Source organism: Microbacterium sp. XT11 (assembly GCF_001513675.1).
Taxonomy (GTDB): domain Bacteria; phylum Actinomycetota; class Actinomycetes; order Actinomycetales; family Microbacteriaceae; genus Microbacterium.
On the sequence record NZ_CP013859.1, the window covers coordinates 1,661,220 to 1,680,805 of the forward strand.

The 19,586-nt window shown below is 68.7% G+C and carries 21 protein-coding genes; 18 read left to right on the forward strand and 3 right to left on the reverse strand.

All coding sequences use genetic code 11. From position 1 onward, the window contains the following. Positions 1-13: 13 nt before the first annotated feature. Both AB663_RS17670 and AB663_RS07725 read right to left on the reverse strand, forming a co-directional pair. Positions 14-541, reverse strand: coding sequence for an acyltransferase (locus AB663_RS17670; protein WP_067197611.1), 528 nt, complete (start codon positions 539-541; stop codon positions 14-16). A 377-nt stretch (positions 542-918) separates the two neighbouring features. Continuing rightward, the gene (locus AB663_RS07725; protein ID WP_067197614.1) at positions 919-1,764 is read right to left on the reverse strand and encodes an SDR family oxidoreductase; all 846 of its coding nucleotides are present in this window, start codon (positions 1,762-1,764) and stop codon (positions 919-921) included. 95 nt (positions 1,765-1,859) lie between these two features. On the opposite strand from AB663_RS07725, the gene AB663_RS07730 reads away from it, so the two are divergent. The 17 genes from AB663_RS07730 to AB663_RS07810 all read left to right on the forward strand — a co-directional run bounded on the left by AB663_RS07730 (position 1,860) and on the right by AB663_RS07810 (position 17,543). Beyond that, on the forward strand, positions 1,860-2,225 hold the full coding sequence (locus tag AB663_RS07730) for a winged helix-turn-helix transcriptional regulator (protein ID WP_067197617.1): 366 nt from the start codon (positions 1,860-1,862) through the stop codon (positions 2,223-2,225). 96 nt (positions 2,226-2,321) lie between these two features. Further along, positions 2,322-3,860 carry an APC family permease gene (locus AB663_RS07735; protein ID WP_067197620.1) on the forward strand — a complete coding sequence of 513 codons (1,539 nt, stop codon included), beginning with the start codon at positions 2,322-2,324 and terminating at the stop codon, positions 3,858-3,860. A 1-nt stretch (position 3,861) separates the two neighbouring features. Beyond that, positions 3,862-4,329 (forward strand): ribonuclease E activity regulator RraA, encoded by a 468-nt coding sequence (gene rraA / locus AB663_RS07740; RefSeq protein WP_067197622.1) that lies wholly within the window; start codon positions 3,862-3,864, stop codon positions 4,327-4,329. Between the two features lie 19 nt (positions 4,330-4,348). Further along, positions 4,349-5,197 (forward strand): tRNA pseudouridine(38-40) synthase TruA, encoded by an 849-nt coding sequence (truA, locus tag AB663_RS07745; protein WP_067197625.1) that lies wholly within the window; start codon positions 4,349-4,351, stop codon positions 5,195-5,197. Next, entirely contained in the window at positions 5,194-6,468 is a 1,275-nt protein-coding gene (locus AB663_RS07750; RefSeq protein ID WP_067197628.1) for a hypothetical protein, read from the forward strand. Before truA ends, AB663_RS07750 begins: the two co-directional genes overlap by 4 nt. 88 nt (positions 6,469-6,556) lie before the next feature. Next, the gene (locus tag AB663_RS07755) at positions 6,557-7,225 is read left to right on the forward strand and encodes an endonuclease/exonuclease/phosphatase family protein (protein WP_067197632.1); all 669 of its coding nucleotides are present in this window, start codon (positions 6,557-6,559) and stop codon (positions 7,223-7,225) included. Between the two features lie 205 nt (positions 7,226-7,430). Then, complete coding sequence (gene rplM, locus AB663_RS07760; RefSeq protein ID WP_067197635.1) at positions 7,431-7,877, forward strand: 50S ribosomal protein L13; 447 nt, start codon at positions 7,431-7,433, stop codon at positions 7,875-7,877. Positions 7,878-7,904: 27 nt separating this feature from the next. Beyond that, positions 7,905-8,390, forward strand: coding sequence for a 30S ribosomal protein S9 (gene rpsI / locus AB663_RS07765; RefSeq protein WP_067197638.1), 486 nt, complete (start codon positions 7,905-7,907; stop codon positions 8,388-8,390). Between the two features lie 14 nt (positions 8,391-8,404). Then, a complete protein-coding gene (glmM, locus tag AB663_RS07770; protein WP_067197641.1) occupies positions 8,405-9,763 on the forward strand; it encodes a phosphoglucosamine mutase in 1,359 nt (452 codons plus the stop codon). A gap of 129 nt (positions 9,764-9,892) precedes the next feature. Then, positions 9,893-10,918, forward strand: a complete 1,026-nt coding sequence (locus tag AB663_RS07775; protein WP_067197645.1) for an Lrp/AsnC family transcriptional regulator — start codon at positions 9,893-9,895, stop codon at positions 10,916-10,918. Between the two features lie 117 nt (positions 10,919-11,035). After that, positions 11,036-12,526, forward strand: coding sequence for an aldehyde dehydrogenase family protein (locus AB663_RS07780; RefSeq protein WP_157540977.1), 1,491 nt, complete (start codon positions 11,036-11,038; stop codon positions 12,524-12,526). After that, a complete protein-coding gene (locus AB663_RS07785) occupies positions 12,523-13,287 on the forward strand; it encodes a gamma-glutamyl-gamma-aminobutyrate hydrolase family protein (protein WP_067197651.1) in 765 nt (254 codons plus the stop codon). The genes AB663_RS07780 and AB663_RS07785 overlap by 4 nt, the downstream gene beginning before the upstream one ends. Continuing rightward, positions 13,284-13,754: a DUF3830 family protein gene (locus AB663_RS07790; protein WP_067197653.1), complete on the forward strand. Its 471-nt coding sequence runs from the start codon at positions 13,284-13,286 to the stop codon at positions 13,752-13,754. The genes AB663_RS07785 and AB663_RS07790 overlap by 4 nt, the downstream gene beginning before the upstream one ends. A 39-nt stretch (positions 13,755-13,793) precedes the next feature. After that, positions 13,794-14,876 carry an extracellular solute-binding protein gene (locus AB663_RS07795; protein WP_067197656.1) on the forward strand — a complete coding sequence of 361 codons (1,083 nt, stop codon included), beginning with the start codon at positions 13,794-13,796 and terminating at the stop codon, positions 14,874-14,876. Then, on the forward strand, positions 14,873-15,700 hold the full coding sequence (locus AB663_RS07800; protein ID WP_067197659.1) for an ABC transporter permease: 828 nt from the start codon (positions 14,873-14,875) through the stop codon (positions 15,698-15,700). Before AB663_RS07795 ends, AB663_RS07800 begins: the two co-directional genes overlap by 4 nt. A 2-nt stretch (positions 15,701-15,702) precedes the next feature. Then, entirely contained in the window at positions 15,703-16,503 is an 801-nt protein-coding gene (locus tag AB663_RS07805; RefSeq protein WP_067197662.1) for an ABC transporter permease, read from the forward strand. Further along, positions 16,503-17,543 (forward strand): ABC transporter ATP-binding protein, encoded by a 1,041-nt coding sequence (locus tag AB663_RS07810; protein ID WP_067197666.1) that lies wholly within the window; start codon positions 16,503-16,505, stop codon positions 17,541-17,543. The genes AB663_RS07805 and AB663_RS07810 overlap by 1 nt, the downstream gene beginning before the upstream one ends. Before the next feature lie 28 nt (positions 17,544-17,571). On the opposite strand, the gene AB663_RS07815 is transcribed toward AB663_RS07810, so the two are convergent. After that, positions 17,572-18,519: a Ppx/GppA phosphatase family protein gene (locus AB663_RS07815; RefSeq protein ID WP_067202388.1), complete on the reverse strand. Its 948-nt coding sequence runs from the start codon at positions 18,517-18,519 to the stop codon at positions 17,572-17,574. 61 nt (positions 18,520-18,580) lie between these two features. Between AB663_RS07815 and coaA the strand changes: the two genes are divergently transcribed. After that, positions 18,581-19,534, forward strand: a complete 954-nt coding sequence (gene coaA, locus AB663_RS07820) for a type I pantothenate kinase (protein WP_067197669.1) — start codon at positions 18,581-18,583, stop codon at positions 19,532-19,534. Positions 19,535-19,586 lie beyond the last annotated feature (52 nt).

The following is a 19,586-nucleotide window of genomic DNA, read 5'->3' on the forward strand; positions in this document are numbered from 1 at the left end:
GGGAGAGGAGCCACTATGCGGCGGGCGTCTGCTCCGCGTCGAGCGCGCGCTTGCGCACGGCGGGAACGCCCGCGTACAGGGAGTTCGGCTCGCAGTCGGTCGTCACCACGGATCCCGCCGCGACGATCGTGCCCTCGCCGATCGTCACACCGGGGAGGATCGGCGTGCCCGCCCCGATCCAGCAGCCGTCGCCGATCGTGACGGGGGCGGCCGTGATCTTCCCGGCGCGTTTCGTCGCCGGGCCGACCTCGTGCGACGACGTCGTGATCGTCACACGCATCGCCACGAACACGCGCCGTCCGATCGTCACGGGCGCGTGCGTGGAGATCATCACACCCGTGTTGATGTACGTCCCCTCCCCGATGCGCAACCGGTCACTGCCGATCCATGCGCCGGGGGAGATGGTGCAGGCCTCGACTTGCGCGCCGTATGCACGCAGCATCCGCCACCGCAGAGGTGTCGGCACGAGCGTCGAGGCGATCACCTTGTTGAGCCAGATATCGCGGCCGAGTCCTGGCCACCATTCGCTGAGACGAGACATCCGCTGTTCCCCCAGATCCCCGGTGTGCGTCTGATCGTAGCGAGTCGATCACGCGCGACGCACTCCTTCTCTCGGCAGAGGTGCTACCGCAGCCTCACCCCTGGCGATCGGCGCAACGATGCTGACATTCCGCGCAGCACGCTCGATGTCGTCCGGTTGAGGTCGTTGGATGGACGAGCAGATCCCGGCGCTGGTTCTGGTACCCCTCCCCGGACTCGGATCCCGCCGCGCGTCTGCATGGCGGTCACCCGCCGCCAGCGAGGAGGCCCCGGCTGGGAACCGTGGCCTCCCCGCGAGACTCCCGCGCAGCCGTGACATGCCGGATCCTCCCGTTGCGGCGGCATCGCCCGCCCTGCCTGGACGGGCGATGCGGGCCGTCAGGTCGCGGCGCGGAGGCCGTCGATCAGCGGCGTCGTCGGACGGCCGATGAGCCGGGAGAGGGTGCCGTCGGTGTCGGCCAGAGCGCCGTTGCGGATGCCGGCATCCAGGTCGGCCACGAAGTTCGCGGTCCCCTCGTCGAGGCCCGCCTCGCGCAGTGCCGCGACCTGCTCCTCGCGCGACAGCCGCACATACTGGACCGCGCGCCCGGTCAGCTCCGTCAGCGCGGCTGCGAGGTCGTCGTACGTCCATGCGACGTCGCCGCCGAGCTCGTACACCGCGCCGATGTGCCCGTCTTCGCGCAGCACCACGGCCGCGGCATCCGCGAAGTCCTTGCGGCTGGCCGACGCGACCCGTCCATCGCCGGCTCCGGCGGCGACCACGCCCGTCTCCCGCGCCCGAGCCGCATCGGGAACGTAGTTCTCGGTGTACCAGTTGTTGCGCAGGATCACGGCGGGCACGCCGGATGCCGCGATCAGCTCCTCGGTGGCCTTGTGCTCGGGTGCGAGCACGAGGTCGCTCGTCGTCGCCTTCGGTGCGCTCGTGTAGACGAGCTTCGTCACGCCGGCTGCCGCAGCCGCGTCGATGACCGTGCGGTGCTGCGCGACCCGCTGGCCCACCTCCGACCCTGACACGAGCATGACCGTGTCGATGCCCTTCAGAGCAGCGCCGACGGATGCGGGGTCGGTGTAGTCGAGCCGGACCGCACGCACGCCGAGGTCCGCGACCTTGGAGGTGTCGCGGGCTCCGGCGACGATCTCGGAGGCGGGGGTGCCGCGCTCGAGCAGGCTCTCGACGATGAGGCGTCCGAGGTGTCCACTGGCTCCGGTGACGAGGATGGTCATGGCGTGTCCTTTCGTTGATGAACACCTGCTGCAACTCGCACTCGGCCCGATCACATTCCGAATCAGAGGTACCCACTTTCAGGTAAGGTACCTACATGGCGGTGAGTTTTGCGCAGATCAAGGGCTCCTCCCCACAGATCTTCGAGCCCGGGTGCAGCACCCGCGTCATCCTTGACCACGTGATGAGCAAGTGGGGCGTGCTGGTGCTGTCGTCGCTGTCCGACGGGACCAGGCGATGGGGCGAGCTGCGCCGTGAGGTCGGCGGCATCAGCGAGAAGATGCTCGCGTCGACGCTCCGCACGCTCGCGGACGACGGCCTCGTGCACCGCGAGTCGTTCCCCACGGTGCCGCCGCATGTCGAGTACAGCCTGACGCCGTTGGGCCGAGATCTCATGGAGCGGATGCTGCCGCTGGTGGAGTGGGTGGCTGCGCATTCCGATGCCATGGTCCGGCGGGGCTGACCGATGGAATCCATCGTGACATCCATCTTCTGACGCGGAATCCATGGCGATACCGATCTATTGACACGAGAACAACGGCCCCCTACTGTTCTCAGCATGGCAACGACGCCCATTCATCTTCAACATCCCGACGGCAAGGGGCTCGCGGCCGGAACCCTCGGCCTCTGGGGGTCCACAGTCATCGGGCTCGCCTCCACAGCGCCCGTGTACTCGCTGGTGGCCTCGCTCGGCTGGGTGGTGATCGCGGTCGGCGCGCAGGCGCCGATCGCCTTCGTCATCGCGTTCCTGCCGATGCTCCTCATCGCCTTCGCGTACCGCGAGCTCAACAACGCCGTGCCCGACTGCGGCACCACCTTCACATGGGGCACCAAAGCCTTCGGTCCCTGGATCGGCTGGATGGGCGGCTGGGGCGTGGCCGTCGCGGGAATGGTGGTGCTCGCCAACCTCGCGCAGATCGCCTCGGTGTATTTCTGGTCGCTCATCGGCTTCGACCTCGAGAACAACGACTGGCGCGTGATCATCGTCGCGGTGCTCTTCATCACCGCCATGACGTGGGTCAGCTGGCGCGGCGTCGAGATCGGCGAGCGCATCCAGAACATCCTCCTCGCCATCCAGTACCTGGCGCTCGCCGTATTCGTCGTCACGGCGCTGTGGCAGTTCGCAGCGGGCACCGCGCCGAACCCCACGCCGTTCGACTGGAGCTGGCTCAACCCCTTCGGGTTCACCGACTGGTCGGGCTTCACCGAGGCGATCCTCCTCGCCCTGTTCATCTACTGGGGATGGGACACGTGCCTCGCCCTGAACGAGGAGACCAAAGACCCCAAGCGCATCCCCGGTCGGGCCGCCGTGCTCACCTGCGTGATCCTGCTCGTCACCTATGTGGCCGTGACGGTGGCCGCCATGATGTACGCCGGACTGGGCGAAGAGGGCACAGGACTCGGCAACGAGGCCAACGCCGACGACTTCTTCCTCGGCATCAAGGACGGGCTGCTCGGTCCGTTCGGGTGGCTCCTCGTCGTCGCGGTCATCATCTCCGCCGTCTCCTCGACGCAGACCACCATCCTTCCCACGGCGCGCGGCACGCTCGCGATGGGCGTCTACCGTGCGCTCCCCGCGAAGTTCAAGGAGGTGCACCCGGTCTACAAGACGCCCTCGTTCTCGACCATCACCATGGGCGTCGTCGCGGTGGCGTACTACGTCGGGATGACTCTGGTGAGCGACAACATCCTGCAGGACTCGATCCTGTCGCTGGGGCTGGCGATCGCGTTCTACTACGCCATCACCGGCTTCGCGTGCGTCTGGTATTTCCGCCGTGAGCTCACCCGCTCCGCACGCGACTTCGTCTTCAAGGGCCTGTTCCCGCTGCTGGGCGCGCTCATGCTCACGGCGGCGTTCGTGCAGTCCGCGATCGACATGTGGGACGTCGATTACGGCTACACCGTGCTCTTCGGCATCGGCGGCACGTTCGTCGTGGGCGTCGGGTCCCTCGCGATCGGCGTCGTGCTCATGGTGATCTGGTTCCTCTTCCCCAGGGCGAAGAAGTTCTTCCGAGGAGAGAGCCTCAACATGCAGACTGAGGTCATGGTGCCGGAGGACCCCGCCGGGTTCACTCGATCGATCGACGGAGGGATCTGACATGCCGCTCGCCACCGCCGACCTGTACGACGAGCGTGGCGACGACCTCCAGTCGCTGCCGCTGCAGCTGCGTTCGTTCGGCCGCGTGCGTGCGTTCGACGGCCCGATCCGGACGGTGCGCTGCCACGAGGACAACGCGCTGCTCAAGTCGGTCCTCGAGACCCCGGGGGAGGGTGCCGTGCTCGTGGTCGACGGCGGCGGTTCGCTGCATCGGGCGCTGATGGGCGACATGATCGCGGCGCTCGCCGTCGAGAACGGCTGGGCGGGCGTCGTCATCAACGGTGCGATCCGCGACAGCGCCGTGATCGACGGTCTCGAACTCGGCGTCAAGGCCCTCGGCACGAACCCGCGCAAGAGCACCAAGCTCGCGACGGGCGAGGTCGACGTGACCGTGGAGTTCGGCGGGGTGGTGTTCCGCGTCGGCGCGCACCTGTACAGCGACGACGACGGCATCCTGGTCGAGCGCTGACGGGCTCTAGGCTGGGTGCGTGCGCATCCGCCTCGACATCGCCTACGACGGTACCCACTTCAGAGGGTGGGCGAGGCAGCCGAACCTGCGGACGGTGCAGGGCACGCTCGAGGCGGCGTTGGCGCGTATCGTCGGGTCGGACGTGCAGTTCGTCGTCGCCGGGCGCACGGATGCCGGTGTGCACGCATCCGGCCAGGTGGCCCACGTCGATCTCGACGAGGATCAGTGGGCGCGCGTCGAATCGCGGCACGGCAAGACCGCGCACGATCCCGCCGGGTCGCTCGCGTGGCGCATGCGGGGAGTGCTCGGCGCGTACCCCGACGTGACGGTGACGCGGTCGTCGATCGCCCCGGAGGGCTTCGACGCCCGGTTCTCCGCAGTATGGCGGCGGTACCGCTATCGGCTGGCCGACGACGCCTCCGGATATGATCCGCTGCGGCGGCACGACACGGCGACGCATCGAGGCACGCTCGACGAGAAGGCGATGGACGCTGCTGCCCGCACTCTCATCGGCCTGCACGACTTCGCGGCGTATTGCAAGCCGCGCGAGGAGGCGACGACGATCCGCACGCTCCTCGACTACCGGTGGTCGCGCGACGCAGACGGTGTGCTCGTCGCCGAGGTCAAGGCCGACGCGTTCTGTCACAGCATGGTGCGGGCGCTCGTCGGGGCCTGCGCGGCCGTCGGCGAGGGCCGTCTCGACGTCGACGACCTTGTCGTGCTGCGCGATGCGCTCGAGCGCACGAGTGAGTTCAAGGTGCTCGCCGCCCGAGGGCTCACCCTCACCGAGGTGGGATACCCCGCCGACGAGCTCCTCGCGAGCCGCGCGGAGCAGACGAGGGCCAGACGCCGCACGGACGACGCGTGAGAGCGCGGTTCGTCGAGGCGTCCTCCCCGTCGTGGTTCTTCTGGCGGGCCGTCGCCGACGCCTGCATCGGCCTCATCGTGGGCACGCTCTACGCCTTCCTCGGGATCCTCGTGGCGGGCGTCGTGGGTGAGGAGGCGCTGTCGAGCGTCTACTGGAAGCTCGATCTCGACCCGGTCTTCCGTGCCTGCATGGGCGTGTTCCTCGTGGTGTCGGCCATCCTCGGATTCGGCGTTCCGTTGGTGTTCGTGGTCGAGAGGCTGGCAGCGCTGCGCGCAGTGGAGCGGATGCCGCAGGGCGGCGTGCCGCCGCGACCGCTGCGCCTCAGCCTCAGCTCGTCTCCCTTCGCGCTGATGAGCACGACGGGAACGGTGCTCTTCTGGTGCGCGACCGGGGTCGCGGCGTTCTTCGCCCTGGGCGGTCTCTTCGACGACGATCTCCGGGAGGATCCCGTCACGTGGATCGCGATGGGCGTGTGCATGGCGATCGCAGGGCTCGCGTGGGCGCTGCGCGCCGCCGGAAGATCGGGCATCGATCGCACGACCGACCGCCTCAACGCGCTGCGGTCGTCGTGGAAGTCGGGCGTCGCCGAGGCGGAGGCCACGGACCGGCGCGGGCGTGCGGCCGCCGTCGAGGTCGAGGTGCCCCGGTGGCTGGCCACTCCGAGCGCCCGTCTCGTCGATCGCATTGCGATGGTGCTCTCGGTCGCGACCCTGGTCGCGCTGGGGGCGTTCATGCTGTCGGTGTTCCTGCGCCAGCAATGCCGGCTCTGCGAGCCCGTGTACTGGAACGAGCCGATCGAGAACGGCATCGACGTCCTCAGCCTTGCCAGCGGCATCGCGATCCTCGCGTGCGCGACGCTCGGGATCGTCGCCTGGATCGGGGGAGTGGCGCTGCAGTTCGTGCGCGAGGTGGCGCTGGCCCGCTGGGTGGGAGACTCCGGACCGCGTCGTGTCGACGTCGCGTTCGTCGAGCCGCTTGTCGCCGAGAACCGCGCCGCGGCGCGTCTGAATCGCGGTCTGTGCGCGGTCGGAGCGATCGCCCTCATCGTCGCGTGGGGCATCGGCTGGGCGGATGCCGAAGGCGCCGTTCCTCGGCCCCTCCTGATCGCCGGTCTGGCGCTGGTCGGGTGCGGCCTGCTCGTCGGCTGGGCCGACGGGTGCAGGAGCGCACGGGAGCGTCAGGCCATCCGTGACGCACTGTTCCCCGGCGATGCGGCACGTGCGGGGGACCAGACGAAGGCCCGCGCCGCTCGGTCGCCGCGCCGGCGCTGACCGCCTGCGCCGCGCCGCGGAACGCCGGCTGCGGGTTCTGGGCCGCTCTCGGCGGGCGCTGAGCAAGGGCGAGTAGCGTGGTGGTCCGATGAAGGTCATCTCGTACAACCTGCGCAAGCACAGGGCCGCCGTCGAGCTGGTGACCCTGGTGGGCGCGCACGATCCTGACGTGCTGTGCCTGCAGGAGTGCGACGTGGCGGAGCTGCCCGAACGGGTCGGTGACCTGATGCTCGCCGAGGCGACGCAGGGCAATCGCCTCGGCCTCGCCCTGTACTACCGCCAGAGCACATTCCGGCTCGACGGAGTGAAGACCATCGGCCTGAAGAAGTCGCTGCACGATCGCATCGCCCGACCAGCGCACGAACGCGTGCTCGGCGCCCGCCTGCACGAGATCGACGAGGGTCGCGACCTCATCGTCGCCTCGTTCCACGCGGCCCCGCTCACGGCGCTCAACTCGCTGCGGCGGCATCAGATCCGCGCCGCGTTGACGCAGCTCGCGGCGCTCGGCGAAGGGCTGCCGCAGCTCATGGTGGGCGACTACAACTACCCCGTGTTCAAGGAGAACCTCGGGAAGGCGGTACGCGAGCACGGCTACGCCCTGACGCTCAGCGACGATCACACCTACACCCGGTACCGGGTCTTCCGCGGTCACTACGACTTCGCGACGTCGGTCGGCTTCGACATCGAGCGGGTCACGACGCTTCCGCAGGGTGCGAGCGATCATCGCCCGATCCTCGTGACCGCCCGGCTCGACTGACGCCGCCCGGCCGGGTCGCTGGGGAGAGGCTCGAACTCGTCGGTTTGGGAGAAGGCGCGCGATGACGTAAGCTGTCTCTTTGGTACTCGACTGCCGGGTGCCGCGAACGTGAGCCCTCCACTGGCGTGTTCTCTCCCTCTCGAGGAAGAACCACCCCGGAGCGGGATTCACGAACTCCTCCGTTCGACAAGAAAGCAGCACTATCGTGACGCGCACTTACACCCCGAAGGCCGGGCAGGTCCAGCGTGACTGGGTCGTCATCGACGCCACCGACGTCGTTCTCGGTCGTCTGGCTTCGCACGCCGCAGCACTCCTGCGCGGCAAGCACAAGCCGACCTTCGCGAACCATATCGACTCCGGTGACTTCGTCATCATCGTGAACGCCGACAAGGTCGCCCTCACCGGGCAGAAGCTCCAGAAGAAGATCGCCTACCGCCACTCGGGCTACCCGGGCGGGCTCAAGGCCGTCAACTACGCCGAGCTGCTCGAGAAGAACCCGGTCCGTGCCGTGGAGAAGGCCGTGCGCGGCATGCTCCCCAAGAACAGCCTGGGCCGTCAGCAGCTGGCCAAGCTGAAGGTGTACACGGGTGCCGAGCACCCGCACGCCGCTCAGCAGCCCACGCCGTACACCCTCGACCAGGTCGCGCAGTAAGCGCCGTAACGACTTAAGGACATACTCGTGGCTGACATCCAGGACACCACCGAAAACCTCCAGAACTACTCGACGTCCACCCCCGAGACCGAGGCTGTCGAGGCGGCTCCCCGCCCCGTGCTCAGCGTTCCCGGCGCCGCCGTCGGTCGCCGCAAGCAGGCCATCGCCCGCGTGCGCCTCGTTCCCGGCTCCGGCACGATCACGGTCAACGGCCGCACGCTCGAGGACTACTTCCCGAACAAGCTGCACCAGCAGCTGATCACCGACCCGTTCACGGCTCTGAACCTCGTCGGCGCCTACGACGTCATCGCCCGTATCTCGGGCGGCGGCGACTCGGGCCAGGCCGGTGCCCTGCGCCTCGGCATCGCCCGTGCGCTGAACAGCATCGACGCCGAGAACAACCGGCCGACCCTGAAGAAGGCCGGCTTCCTCTCGCGCGACGCTCGCGTGAAGGAGCGCAAGAAGGCCGGACTCAAGAAGGCCCGCAAGGCGCCTCAGTACTCGAAGCGCTAAGGTCTCCGCGACCGATGCCGCTGTTTGGCACGGACGGCGTGCGAGGGCTTGCCAATGGCATCCTCACCGCCGATCTGGCGCTCACCCTGGCCCAGGCGACTGCTGTCGTCCTGGGCCAGGGCCGTACTGCGGAGGCTCGCAAAGCCCAGGGCAAGCGACTCACCGCAGTCGTGGCACGCGACCCACGGGTCTCCGGCCACTTCCTCACCGCCGCTGTCGCGGCGGGCCTGGCGTCTTCTGGCGTCGACGTGCTCGAGGCGGGCGTCATCCCGACTCCGGCACTCGCGTTCCTCGTTGCGGATCGTGACGCCGATTTCGGGGTCATGATCTCGGCCTCGCACAACCCTGCCGCCGACAACGGGATCAAGATCTTCGCGCGCGGCGGCGTCAAGCTGCCCGACATCGTCGAGCAGCGCATCGAGGCCGCGATGAACGGCGAGAAGCTCCGCCCCACCGGCGCGGGCGTCGGCCGCATCATCACGTTCGCCGACGCCGAGGACCGCTACGTCGTGCACCTGCTCGGCTCGCTTCCGAACCGGCTCGACGGGATCAAGGTGGTACTCGACTGCGCCCACGGCGCGGCATCCGGGGTCTCTCCCGAGACCTTCCGCGACGCCGGGGCCGAGGTCACCGTGATCGGCGCCGACCCCGACGGGTGGAACATCAACGACGGTGTCGGCTCGACGCATCTCGAGAAGCTCTCCGAGGCGGTCGTGCGCCTCGGCGCCGACATCGGCATCGCACATGACGGTGACGCCGACCGCTGCCTGGCGGTGGACGCCGACGGCAACGTCATCGACGGAGACCAGATCATGGCGATCCTCGCGGTCTCGATGAAGGAGCGCGGGCACCTCACCGATGACACGCTCGTCGCCACGGTCATGAGCAACCTCGGCCTGCACATCGCCATGCGTGAGCACGGCATCACGGTGCGGCAGACCGCCGTGGGCGACCGCTACGTGCTCGAGTGCATGAACGAGGGCGGGTACGCCCTCGGGGGCGAGCAGTCGGGACACGTGATCATGAGCGAGTACGCCACGACCGGCGACGGCCTGCTCACGGGGCTGCACCTCGTGGCCGAGATGGCGCGGCAGAAGAAGTCCATCGCGGAGCTCGCGAGCATCATGACCGTCTACCCGCAGGTGCTCGTCAACGTGCGTGACGTCGACAAGGACGCCGTCGACGGTGACGAGGTCGTGCAGGAGGCCGTGCGCGAGGTCGAGGCGGAGCTCGGCGACACCGGACGCGTGCTGCTGCGCAAGTCGGGCACCGAGCCCCTTGTTCGCGTCATGGTCGAGGCGGCCGACGCTGAGTCGGCGCAGTCATACGCCGACCGCCTCGCCGACGTGGTGCGCGAGCGACTCGCGCTCTGAGAACACCGTCGAGAGCCGGCGCGCCCCAGGCTGGTGCGCCGGCTCTCGCCGTATCACCGGGTCGCCGGTCGGCAGCTCCGGGCTGGGATAGCCTTCATTCGGAAACCGTCCCGCCTGGAAGGAGCGTGTGTGCCAGCGATCGAGTCGATGGCCGACGATACGGACCGCCTCATCGCCGCAGCGTTGCAGGTGAACGGCCGGGCGTCATGGGGCGAGATCGCGCGTGCCCTCGACATGCCGGAGCGCACCGTCGCTCGGCGTGGGCAGCGACTGCTCGACCGTGGCATGGTGCGCGTGTCGACATATGTGGATCCGGCCAGGGTGCTGCACGCGAGGGCAGTGCTCGTGCGCATCACAACCGAGCCGCAGGAGCTGTGGCACGTCGCCCGTGCCCTTGCGCGCCGTGCTGACGCCTCCTCGGTCTCGATCCTCGAGGGGAGCAGCGACATCGCGGGCATGCTGCTGCCGCGGGATGACGCGTCGATCAGGGCGCTCCTGTTCACGGAGTTCCCCGAACTGGACGGCATCGCCTCCATCAACGTCACGACGGTGCTCAAGTTCTTCCGCTCCGGTCATGACTGGCGTGCGGGAGTGCTGACCGACGAGCAGGTTGCGATGCTCGATGAATCGCTCGGGTTGGAGGGCGACCCCGGTGACTCGCTCACCGAAGAGGAGGAGGCACTCATCGCGCTGCTCCTCAAGGACGGCCGGATGCCCGTCGCGCAGCTCGCGCGGGAGTTGGGGATCAACGTCACCACGACGCGTCGACGGATGGACTCGTTGACCCGCCGAGGGCTCATGCATCCGCGAACTGAGGTGGTGCCGAGCCTCTTCGGGCTGGGACTCGAGGCGCTGGTGTGGCTGCGGGTGCCCATGGACCGTCTCGAGCAGGTCGGTTCGGCCCTGGCATCGGCGCCGGAGGTGAAGTTCATCGCGGCGACGACCGGCACCTCGCAGCTGCTCCTGAACGTGCTCGTGCAGGATGCGGATGCGTTCTATCGCTTCCTCACCGGGCCGACCGTCGCCCGACACGAAGGACTCGAGGTCGTGGAGTCTCTCGTGGTGATCACGCCGGTGCTGCGCGGGTCGTTGATCGTCGACGAGGCGCCCGCTTCGCTCGCGCACGATGCGCCGACCGGAGCCATCCGCTTGTAGGCTGATTCTGTTACGAAGATGTAAAAAGCTGGCCAGATAGTTCATCTGCGCTTGCTTTGATGGCGAATACAGGTAATGATCTCTGGAAGGCGCACCGGCGCCGGAAAGAGAGCGGACGTGTTCACGGCAACCGGAGACGACTGGGCGGACCGCGCGGCGGCGCTGCGACTGCACACGCGCATGTTCATCGATGGCGAGTGGGTCGAGGGATCCGCCGAGCCGCTCACTCCGATCAGCCCGCGTGACGGACGCCGGCTACCCGAGATCTCGGCGGCGTCCGCGGACGACGTCGACCGTGCGGTCCGTTCCGCACGACGCGCGTTCGAGTCGGGCTCGTGGTCGGCGCTGGCGCCCCGGGAGCGCGGCCAGCGCCTTCTCGCCTTCGCGCAGCGGATCCACGACGCCGCAGAGGAGCTCGCACTCACGATCTCCCTCGAGATGGGCAAGCCGATCCGCGAAGCGCTGCAGACGGAGATGCGCGCCGTCGTGAACTGCTTGCGCTGGTACGGCGAGGCGGCGGACAAGATCCTCGACGAACTGCCCGTCACCGCCCCGAACAGCCTCGCCCTGGTCACCCGCGAGCCGGCCGGTGTCGTCGCCGCCGTCGTGCCGTGGAACTTCCCGCTCACCATGACCGCGTGGAAGCTGGCGCCGGCACTCGCCGTGGGCAACAGCGTGATCCTCAAGCCCGCCGAGCACTCGACCTACTCGGCTCTGCGGCTGGCCGAGCTCGCCTACGAGTCCGGCATCCCAGCGGGCGTCCTCAACGTCGTCCCCGGCGCTGGCCACGTCGCCGGCCGCGCGCTCGGCGAGCACACCGACGTCGACGTCGTCACGTTCACCGGCTCGCCCGAGGTGGGGCGCCGTTTCCTCGGCTACTCGGCGGCCTCGAACGGCAAGCGCGTGTGGCCGGAGCTCGGCGGCAAGACCGCCAGCGTCGTGCTGCCCGACGCCGATCTCGAGCGTGCGGTGAGGGCAACCGCCGACGGGTGCTTCTACAACCAGGGGCAGATGTGCACGGCGTCGTCGCGTCTGCTCGTGCCCAAGGCGCAACGTGACCGGGCGCTGGAGCTCGCCGCCGAGGCGGCCATGGCGACCCGCCCCGCCGATCCCTTTGCGGTGTCCACGTCGATGGGGGCCATTGTGAGCGAGAAGCAGCTCGCCGCGATCGCGGGCTTCGTGGAGCGGGCGGCCGCCGAGGGCGGCGAGGTGGCGGCGGGCAGCGCCGACCGGTACGAGGCCGTAAAGGGAGGAAGCTACTTCGCTCCGGCCGTGATCGGCGTAACTCCGACGTTCGAGGTCGCCCGCCGCGAGGTGTTCGGCCCAGTGCTCTCGGTTATCGCCTATGACGACGTCGACGACGCGATCGCGATCGCCAACGGCACCGAGTTCGGTCTGGCGGCGGCCCTGTGGAGCAACGACTTGAACGCCGTGCACACCCTCTCCCGTCGGCTCCGCGCCGGCGTGGTCTGGGTGAACTGCTTCGAGGAGGGAGACATGACCATCCCGTTCGGCGGCGTCAAGGGATCGGGCTTCGGACGTGACAAGAGCCTGCACGCGATTGACAAGTTCACGGACCTCAAGACCACCTGGATCGAGCTGGCATGACGGTCCCGCTCATCGGAATCTCCACGTGGCGCCGACGCATCGACACCGATCTCGGTACGGCGCGCCCCGCACACACGCTCGGCACTGAGTACGCGGCCCCGATCGAGGCGGCCGGCGGCGCCGTGGTGCTCCTGCCGCCGACCGCAGGAGTGGACGCGGTGCTGGACCGGCTCGACGGCCTCGTGCTCTCGGGAGGCGAGGACGTGCATCCCGCCCGCTACGGGGCAAAGCCCCAACCGTTGAAGGCCTACGATGCCGAGCGCGACGAGTACGAGATCGCCCTGGTGCGGGGAGCGCGGGAGCGCCGGATGCCGGTGCTGGCGATCTGCCGAGGGCTGCAGGTGTCGAACATCGCGTTCGGCGGCACGCTCGTCGTCGACATCCCCCCGTCGGCGCACCACCGCCCACTCCGCGGCGCCGACGAGCAGCTCGCTGCGCGGCATCCGATCACGATCGATCCGCGTAGCCGGCTGGCGGCCCTCTACGAATCGACTGACAGGGTCGTGAACACCATCCACCACCAGAGCGTCGACGTGCCCGCTCCCGGGCTACGGCCCGTCGCCTGGGCGCACGACGAGATCGTCGAGGCCGTCGAGGCCGATGACGAGGGCTGGCCGTTCTGGGCGGTGCAGTGGCACCCCGAGAAGCTGATCGACCACGACGAGGCGCTCGAGGAGCTTCCGCTCTTCACGGCCTTCGTCACCGCAGCCCAGCACTACGCGGCGGGAGCCTCCGCCGCACAGAAAGGAACGACACGATGACCAAGCAGATCTTCCTCGAGTACGAGAACGGCGTGCGCGCCGTCGCCACGCTCTTCGAAGACCTGGCTCCGCGCACCTGCGACGCCATGTGGGGTGCGCTCGAGAAGCCGGTCACCATGCAGGCGATGCACGCGATGTATGCCGGTCCCGAGGTGATGGTCGGCCTCCCCGAGGATGCCCAGAACTTCGACCCCGAGGCCGTGCCGGCCGAGAACCAGCAGGTGGTGCCGGCGCCCGGTGACCTGCAGTGGTATTGGCAGCGCCCCATGCAGATGGGCGGCCTGCCGTTCGAATGGTACGAGATCGGCGTCTTCTACGATCGAGGTGCGCGTATTCTCGGACCGCTCGGATGGACTCCCGTCAACATCTGGGCCGGCATCACCGAGGGCCTCGCGGAGTTCGCCGCCGAAAGCGCGGCCATCCGCATCGACGGAGCGAAGCAGCTCACCATCGGACGCCTGCTCTAGGCGCCCTCCCGTGCTGGACCCATCCCGAAGGAGCAGTGCATGAAAACCCCGAGAATCCTCACCGCAGCGGCGTTCGTCGCCACAGGAGCCGTCGTCCTCGCCGGCTGCGGCACCGGCGAAGACAGCGCGTCGTCGCCGGGCGACAAGCAGTATGCCGGCAAGACCCTCGTCGTCACCTCGTTCGGAGGCGACTGGGAGAAGACGTTCATCGAGGCCGTCGTCGACCCGTTCGAGAAGGAGACCGGCGCCGAGGTCGAGCTGATCACGCTCTACAGCGCGGACGCCCTCGCGCAGGTGACGGCGCAGAAGGCGAGCCCGCAGATCGACGTCGTGCACTTCTCGGGCGGTCAGGAGTTCACGGCGGCGCAGGAGGGCCTCATCGCGCCGATCGCCCCCGACGAGCTGTCCGAGTCGGGCGACCTCATCGACGTGGCGACGGCGGGCCTCGAGCGCGGCGAGGGACCGGTGATCCAGCTCGCGCCCATCGGCCTCGTCTACAACACGGAGGCGGATGCTCCGGCCCCCACCTCGTGGCTCGACCTGTTCGACGACGCCTACGCCGGGCACGTCGCCCTCACGGACTTCTCGAACACCTACGGGGTGCTCTCGATGCTCCGGGTCTCCGACGCCCTCGGCGGCGGCATCGACGACGCATCCGAGGCCATCGCGGACCTCGGGGGACTCGCGTCGTCCGGCGACGCGATCGTGGTGCCGACATCGCCCGACCTGCAGACCGCGTTCGCGCAGCGCGGCACCTGGCTCGCGCCCTACGCCATGGACTACGCCGGCACGCTGCAGGACGCGGGGCTCCCGGTGGAGTTCATCGTTCCCGAGGAGGGCGCGACGGCGTCTCTCATCACGGCCAACGTGGTGGAGGGCCGTGACAACCAGGACCTCGCGAAGCTGTTCATCGACTACGAGCTGCGTGCCGAGGCCCAGGCCCTGTTCGCCGAGAACATGCGCTATTCTCCGGTGAACACCACGGCGGAGCTGTCCGGCGACGCGGCAGAGGCGGTGCTGACCGGCGATGAGCTCGACAACATCGTCGTCTACGCACCCGGCGACATCGCGGCCCAGCGTCCGGCCTGGACCGACGAGTGGAATGCGCTGATCACCCAATGAGCGTGGGAACCCGCAAGGAGCCCTGGCTCCTTCTTCTGCCGGCGATCGCGCTGCTCGCGCTCGCCTTCATCACACCGGTCGCCGGCATGCTCCTCATGAGCGTGCAATCGTCGGCAGGCGGGTTCACGCTCGACAACTTCGCTCGTCTGTTCACGAGCGAGTACCACCTCCAGGCGGCGCTGCGTTCGCTCCGCCTGGGGGTGGTCCAGACCGCGATCACCCTGGTGATCGCGATCCCGCTGTCCTACATCATGGCGAGGGCGGGATCGAAGGTCCGGTCGTTCCTCCTCATCGTCGTCATCCTCCCGCTCATGACGAGCGTGGTGGTGCGCACCTTCGGCTGGGTCGTGCTCATGGGTCCCTCCGGGCTGCTCATGAAGATCCCGGGAGCCGAGCAGCTCGTCGGCGGTACGCAGGGGTTCCTCGGAACCGAGGTCGGCGTCGTCATTGCGATGGTGCAGGTGCTGCTGCCGTTCGCCGTGCTGAGCATCCTCGGCGTCATCTCGGGCATCAAGCCGCAGCTCGAAGAGGCCGGCCGCACCCTGGGCGCCGGTTTCTGGCGCACACTGTGGCACGTCGTGCTCCCGCTCTCGGTGCCCGGCATCGTGGCCGGAGCCTCCCTCGTCTTCGTGCTCTCGGTGAGCTCGTTCATCACTCCGCGCTTCATCGGCGGAGCACAGATACCCGTCTTCGCGCAGACCATCTACGTCGACGCGACCACGAACCTCGACTGGTCGTTCGCGGCAGCGCAGGCCGTGCTGCTGTTCGCCGGCGTGATGCTCGTGCTCGCGGCGACGTCCCGGCTCGGGAAGCAGAAGGTGTGACCATGGTCCGATCCGTCCCGCTCCTCGGACGCATCCTCGCGATCGTCCTCGGCGTCATCGTGACGCTCTACATGCTCGTGCCGCTCGCCGTCGTCGCTGGCGCGTCGGTGGGCGAGAACCGCTTCCTCACCTTCCCCGGCCAAGGATTCACGCTCGAGTGGTACGTCGACGCGCTCACCTCCGACACGTACCTCGAGCCGTTCCGGCTCAGCCTCCTCGTGGGTGTCACCGCCGCGGTCATCGCGGCGATCGTCGGCACGGCAGCGGCGCTCGCCCTCACCCGCTTCCGCATCCCCGGTGCGGCGGCGATCCAGGGGTTGCTCATGTCGCCTCTGACGATCCCCACGATCATCCTCGCGATCGGCGCTCTGTCGATCGCCTCGCTCACGATCGGCGCCCCGAACGTCGGCGTGCTCATCGCCGTGCACGTCGTGATCGCCATCCCCTATGTGATGCGGACCGTCACCGGAGTGATGGCGCGGGCCGATCGCTTCACTGAGGAGGCCGCGCGCACCCTGGGTGCGAGCACTTGGAACCGCTACCGTCTCGTCGTGCTCCCGATCGCCAGGCCGGGCATCGCCGCCGGCGCGTTCTTCGCCTTCAACATCTCCTTCGACGATGCGGTCATCGCTCTGTTCCTGCGCACCCCGCAGCTCGAGACCCTGCCCATCGCCATCTACGGCCAGCTGGAGTTCAGCACGTCGCCCACAGTGGCGGCCGTCTCCACGCTCATGGTCCTGCTCACCGTCGTTCTCATGATCGTCCTCGAACGCATCATCGGCCTGGGAAGGTTGTTCGTCTGATGACCACGCTCACCATCACCGCTCTCACCAAGGACTTCAAGGGGACGTCGGTGCTCAAGGGCATCGACCTCCGGATGCCGTCCGGCGAGTTCGTCTCGCTGCTCGGGCCGTCCGGATGCGGCAAGACCACTCTTCTGCGCTGCATCGCCGGCCTTGAGTCTCCCAGTGGGGGGACGATCGAGATCGCGGGACAGGACGTCACGCACCTTCCGCCGGAGAAGCGCCATCTCGGCATGATGTTCCAGAGCTACGCGCTCTTCCCTCACATGAGCGTGCTCGAGAACGTGCGATTCGGGTTGCGCATGGCCGCCGACAGGCCCAAGGCGGAGCAGAAGGAGCTCGCGATGCGCGCACTGGAGCGCGTGCAGATGGCACACCTCGCTGGCCGATCGCCCGCGCAGCTCTCCGGCGGGCAGCAGCAGCGTGTGGCCCTGGCCCGTGCGATCGCGTTCGAACCGCGGGTTCTCCTGCTCGACGAACCGCTGTCCAACCTCGACGCGCGCCTGCGTGAGGACATGCAGATCGAGCTCAAGGAGCTGCATCGCACACTCGGCCTCACGACGGTCTTCGTGACCCACGACCAGGAGGAGGCCATGAGCCTGTCGGACCGCATCGTGCTGATGAACGGTGGGGTGGTCGAGCAGGAGGGCGCTCCCGAAGAGCTCTACGGCGCGCCGCGCACGTCTTTCGCGGCCGATTTCATCGGAGCCGCCAATCTGCTCGATGCGACACGTGCGGGGTCGACGGCCTCGATCGACGGCACGGACCTGCGCATCGTGCTGACCGACGAGGGGGCAGATGGCCGGGGACGCGTGATGCTGCGTCAGGAGGATCTGCGTCTTTCGTCGGCGACCAGCGCCGCGACTCCTGTTCCCGTGCAGATTCTCACTCACGTCTACCGTGGCGCCGACGTGGTCTACGTCGTCGAGTTCGGGGAACGCCGACTGCGGGTCGTCGCTCCTCGCCACGAGCAGGTCCTTCCCTCCGGGGCCGCCGCTCTGGGCTGGCGTGACGGATCGGCGCTCTGGATCGGCGCGTAGGCGCGAGGGCGAGCGTCCTCACTCGGCGTCAGCCGGCGCTCTGCGCGGGACTCCAGCTCAGCTGCTCGATGTAGCGCAGCAGCACGCCTTCGCGCAGCGCCCACGGTGACACCTCGAGCTCGTCGAGGTCGAGCAGCGTCATCGCGGTGTGCAGCGACACCGCCGCCGCGACGATCTGGAACGTCCGGTCGGCGGTGATCCCGGGTAGCTCCTGCCTGGCGGATGCCGGCAGGCGGGCGAGCCGCGGGATCCAGGACCCAAGCGCCTCGCGCGGCAGCACAGTGCGGTCGAATCCCAGCCCCGTGACCTCCCGTCCGGCCAGGTTCGCCAGCGAGCGGATCGCCTTCGATGAGCCGATCACATGATCGGGGCGGGCGAGCGGGGCGAGGCGTTCGATGACCGGGGCGAGCACGGCCTCGGCGTGCGTGCGCAGATGCGCCACGGCATCCTCCCCCGGCGGGTCCTCGGGCAGGAACTGCACGGTCGTCCGCCCGGCTCCGAGAGGGACGGACGCCGCCACCTCCGGGGATTCCTCTGCACCGGCCGCGAACTCGAATGAGCCGCCGCCGATGTCCAGGAGCAGGATGCGCCCGGCATCCCACCCGAACCACCGCCGCACGGCGAGGAAGGTGAGCTCGGCCTCCTGCTCGCCCGTGAGCACCTGCAGGGGCTGGCCGAGTGCGGCCTCGATGCGTGCGATCACATCATCACCGTTGGCCGCCTCGCGAACGGCGCTCGTCGCGGTCGCGAGCAGCTTCTCCACGCGTTCATCGTCTGCGATCCGTCGCGCCCGGCGAACCGCTTCTTCGAGAGCGCGCACGCCGTCCTCGCGGATCGCCCCGTCTGGCGTGAGGAAGCGCATGAGCCTCACGACGGTGCGATCGCTCGTCGTCGCCAGCGGTCTGCCGCCGGGTCTCGCATCAGCGGCCAGCAGGTGCACGGTGTTCGAGCCGATGTCGAGGATTCCGAGTCTCACGGGTCGAGAGTACTCGCGCGGGGCGTCACGCCGCGTCGGCGCCGGCATCCGCCCCGTTACGATGGAATCCGTGACCACCGCCGACTCCACGCTGCCCCTCTCGCCGTATCGGCAGATCGACCGGGCGGACTGGGCCCGCTTGGCGGCGGGGCTCGACCAGCCGCTCACCGAGACCGAGGTGGTGGAGCTGCGCGGCATCGGCGACCGGCTCGACCTGACCGAGGTGCGAGAGGTGTATCTGCCGCTCAGCCGCCTGCTGAGCCTGTATGCGACGGCGACCAAACGCCTCGGCGCCGCGACGAGCTCATTCCTGCAGGAGGCCGATTCGACGACGCCGTTCGTGGTCGGCGTCGCAGGATCGGTCGCGGTCGGGAAGTCGACCATCGCCCGCCTTCTCCGCGAGCTGATGAGCCGGTGGCCCGGCACGCCACGCGTCGAGCTGGTCACGACCGACGGCTTCCTCTACCCGAACGCCGAGCTCGAGCGTCGCGGTCTCATGGATCGCAAGGGCTTTCCCGAGTCGTATGACCGGCGGGCGCTCATCCAGTTCCTCACCGAGGTCAAGAGCGGGGTCGCCGAGGTGCGCGCTCCCTTCTACTCGCACATGCGCTACGACATCGTGCCAGACGCGCACGTCGTCGTGCGGCGGCCCGACGTCGTGATCGTCGAAGGGCTCAACGTGCTCCAGCCGCCGCCGGCCCCGAACGACGTCGCGGTGAGCGACCTGTTCGACTTCTCGATCTTCGTCGACGCCGACACCGCGCACATCGAGAAGTGGTACGTCGATCGCTTCCTCGCCCTCCGCCAGGGCGCGTTCTCGAACCCCTCCTCGTACTTCAACGTGTTCGCGCACCTCACCGACGAGGAGGCGATCACGACGGCGCTCGGCTACTGGAACGAGATCAACATGCCGAACCTCGTCGAGAACGTCATGCCGACGAAGCACCGCGCGCGGCTCGTGCTGAACAAGGGCGCCGACCACGCCGTCGAGAGCGTTCTGCTCCGCAAGCTCTGACGCGGTCGCGCGGGTTCGTTCGGAACCCTCTCAAAAAGGCCCGCTTACCCTT

Coding starts and splice junctions, on each gene's coding strand:
- AB663_RS07800 (WP_067197659.1), top strand. CDS start 14,873: ATGAGCGTGGGAACCCGCAAGGAGCCCTGGCTCCTTCTTCTGCCGGCG.
- AB663_RS07755 (WP_067197632.1), top strand. CDS start 6,557: ATGAAGGTCATCTCGTACAACCTGCGCAAGCACAGGGCCGCCGTCGAG.
- AB663_RS07790 (WP_067197653.1), top strand. CDS start 13,284: ATGACCAAGCAGATCTTCCTCGAGTACGAGAACGGCGTGCGCGCCGTC.
- AB663_RS07725 (WP_067197614.1), bottom strand. CDS start 1,764: ATGACCATCCTCGTCACCGGAGCCAGTGGACACCTCGGACGCCTCATC.
- glmM (WP_067197641.1), top strand. CDS start 8,405: ATGCCGCTGTTTGGCACGGACGGCGTGCGAGGGCTTGCCAATGGCATC.
- rraA (WP_067197622.1), top strand. CDS start 3,862: ATGCCGCTCGCCACCGCCGACCTGTACGACGAGCGTGGCGACGACCTC.
- AB663_RS07785 (WP_067197651.1), top strand. CDS start 12,523: ATGACGGTCCCGCTCATCGGAATCTCCACGTGGCGCCGACGCATCGAC.
- AB663_RS07810 (WP_067197666.1), top strand. CDS start 16,503: ATGACCACGCTCACCATCACCGCTCTCACCAAGGACTTCAAGGGGACG.
- AB663_RS07795 (WP_067197656.1), top strand. CDS start 13,794: ATGAAAACCCCGAGAATCCTCACCGCAGCGGCGTTCGTCGCCACAGGA.
- coaA (WP_067197669.1), top strand. CDS start 18,581: ATGGAATCCGTGACCACCGCCGACTCCACGCTGCCCCTCTCGCCGTAT.
- AB663_RS07805 (WP_067197662.1), top strand. CDS start 15,703: ATGGTCCGATCCGTCCCGCTCCTCGGACGCATCCTCGCGATCGTCCTC.
- AB663_RS07730 (WP_067197617.1), top strand. CDS start 1,860: ATGGCGGTGAGTTTTGCGCAGATCAAGGGCTCCTCCCCACAGATCTTC.
- AB663_RS07735 (WP_067197620.1), top strand. CDS start 2,322: ATGGCAACGACGCCCATTCATCTTCAACATCCCGACGGCAAGGGGCTC.
- AB663_RS17670 (WP_067197611.1), bottom strand. CDS start 541: ATGTCTCGTCTCAGCGAATGGTGGCCAGGACTCGGCCGCGATATCTGG.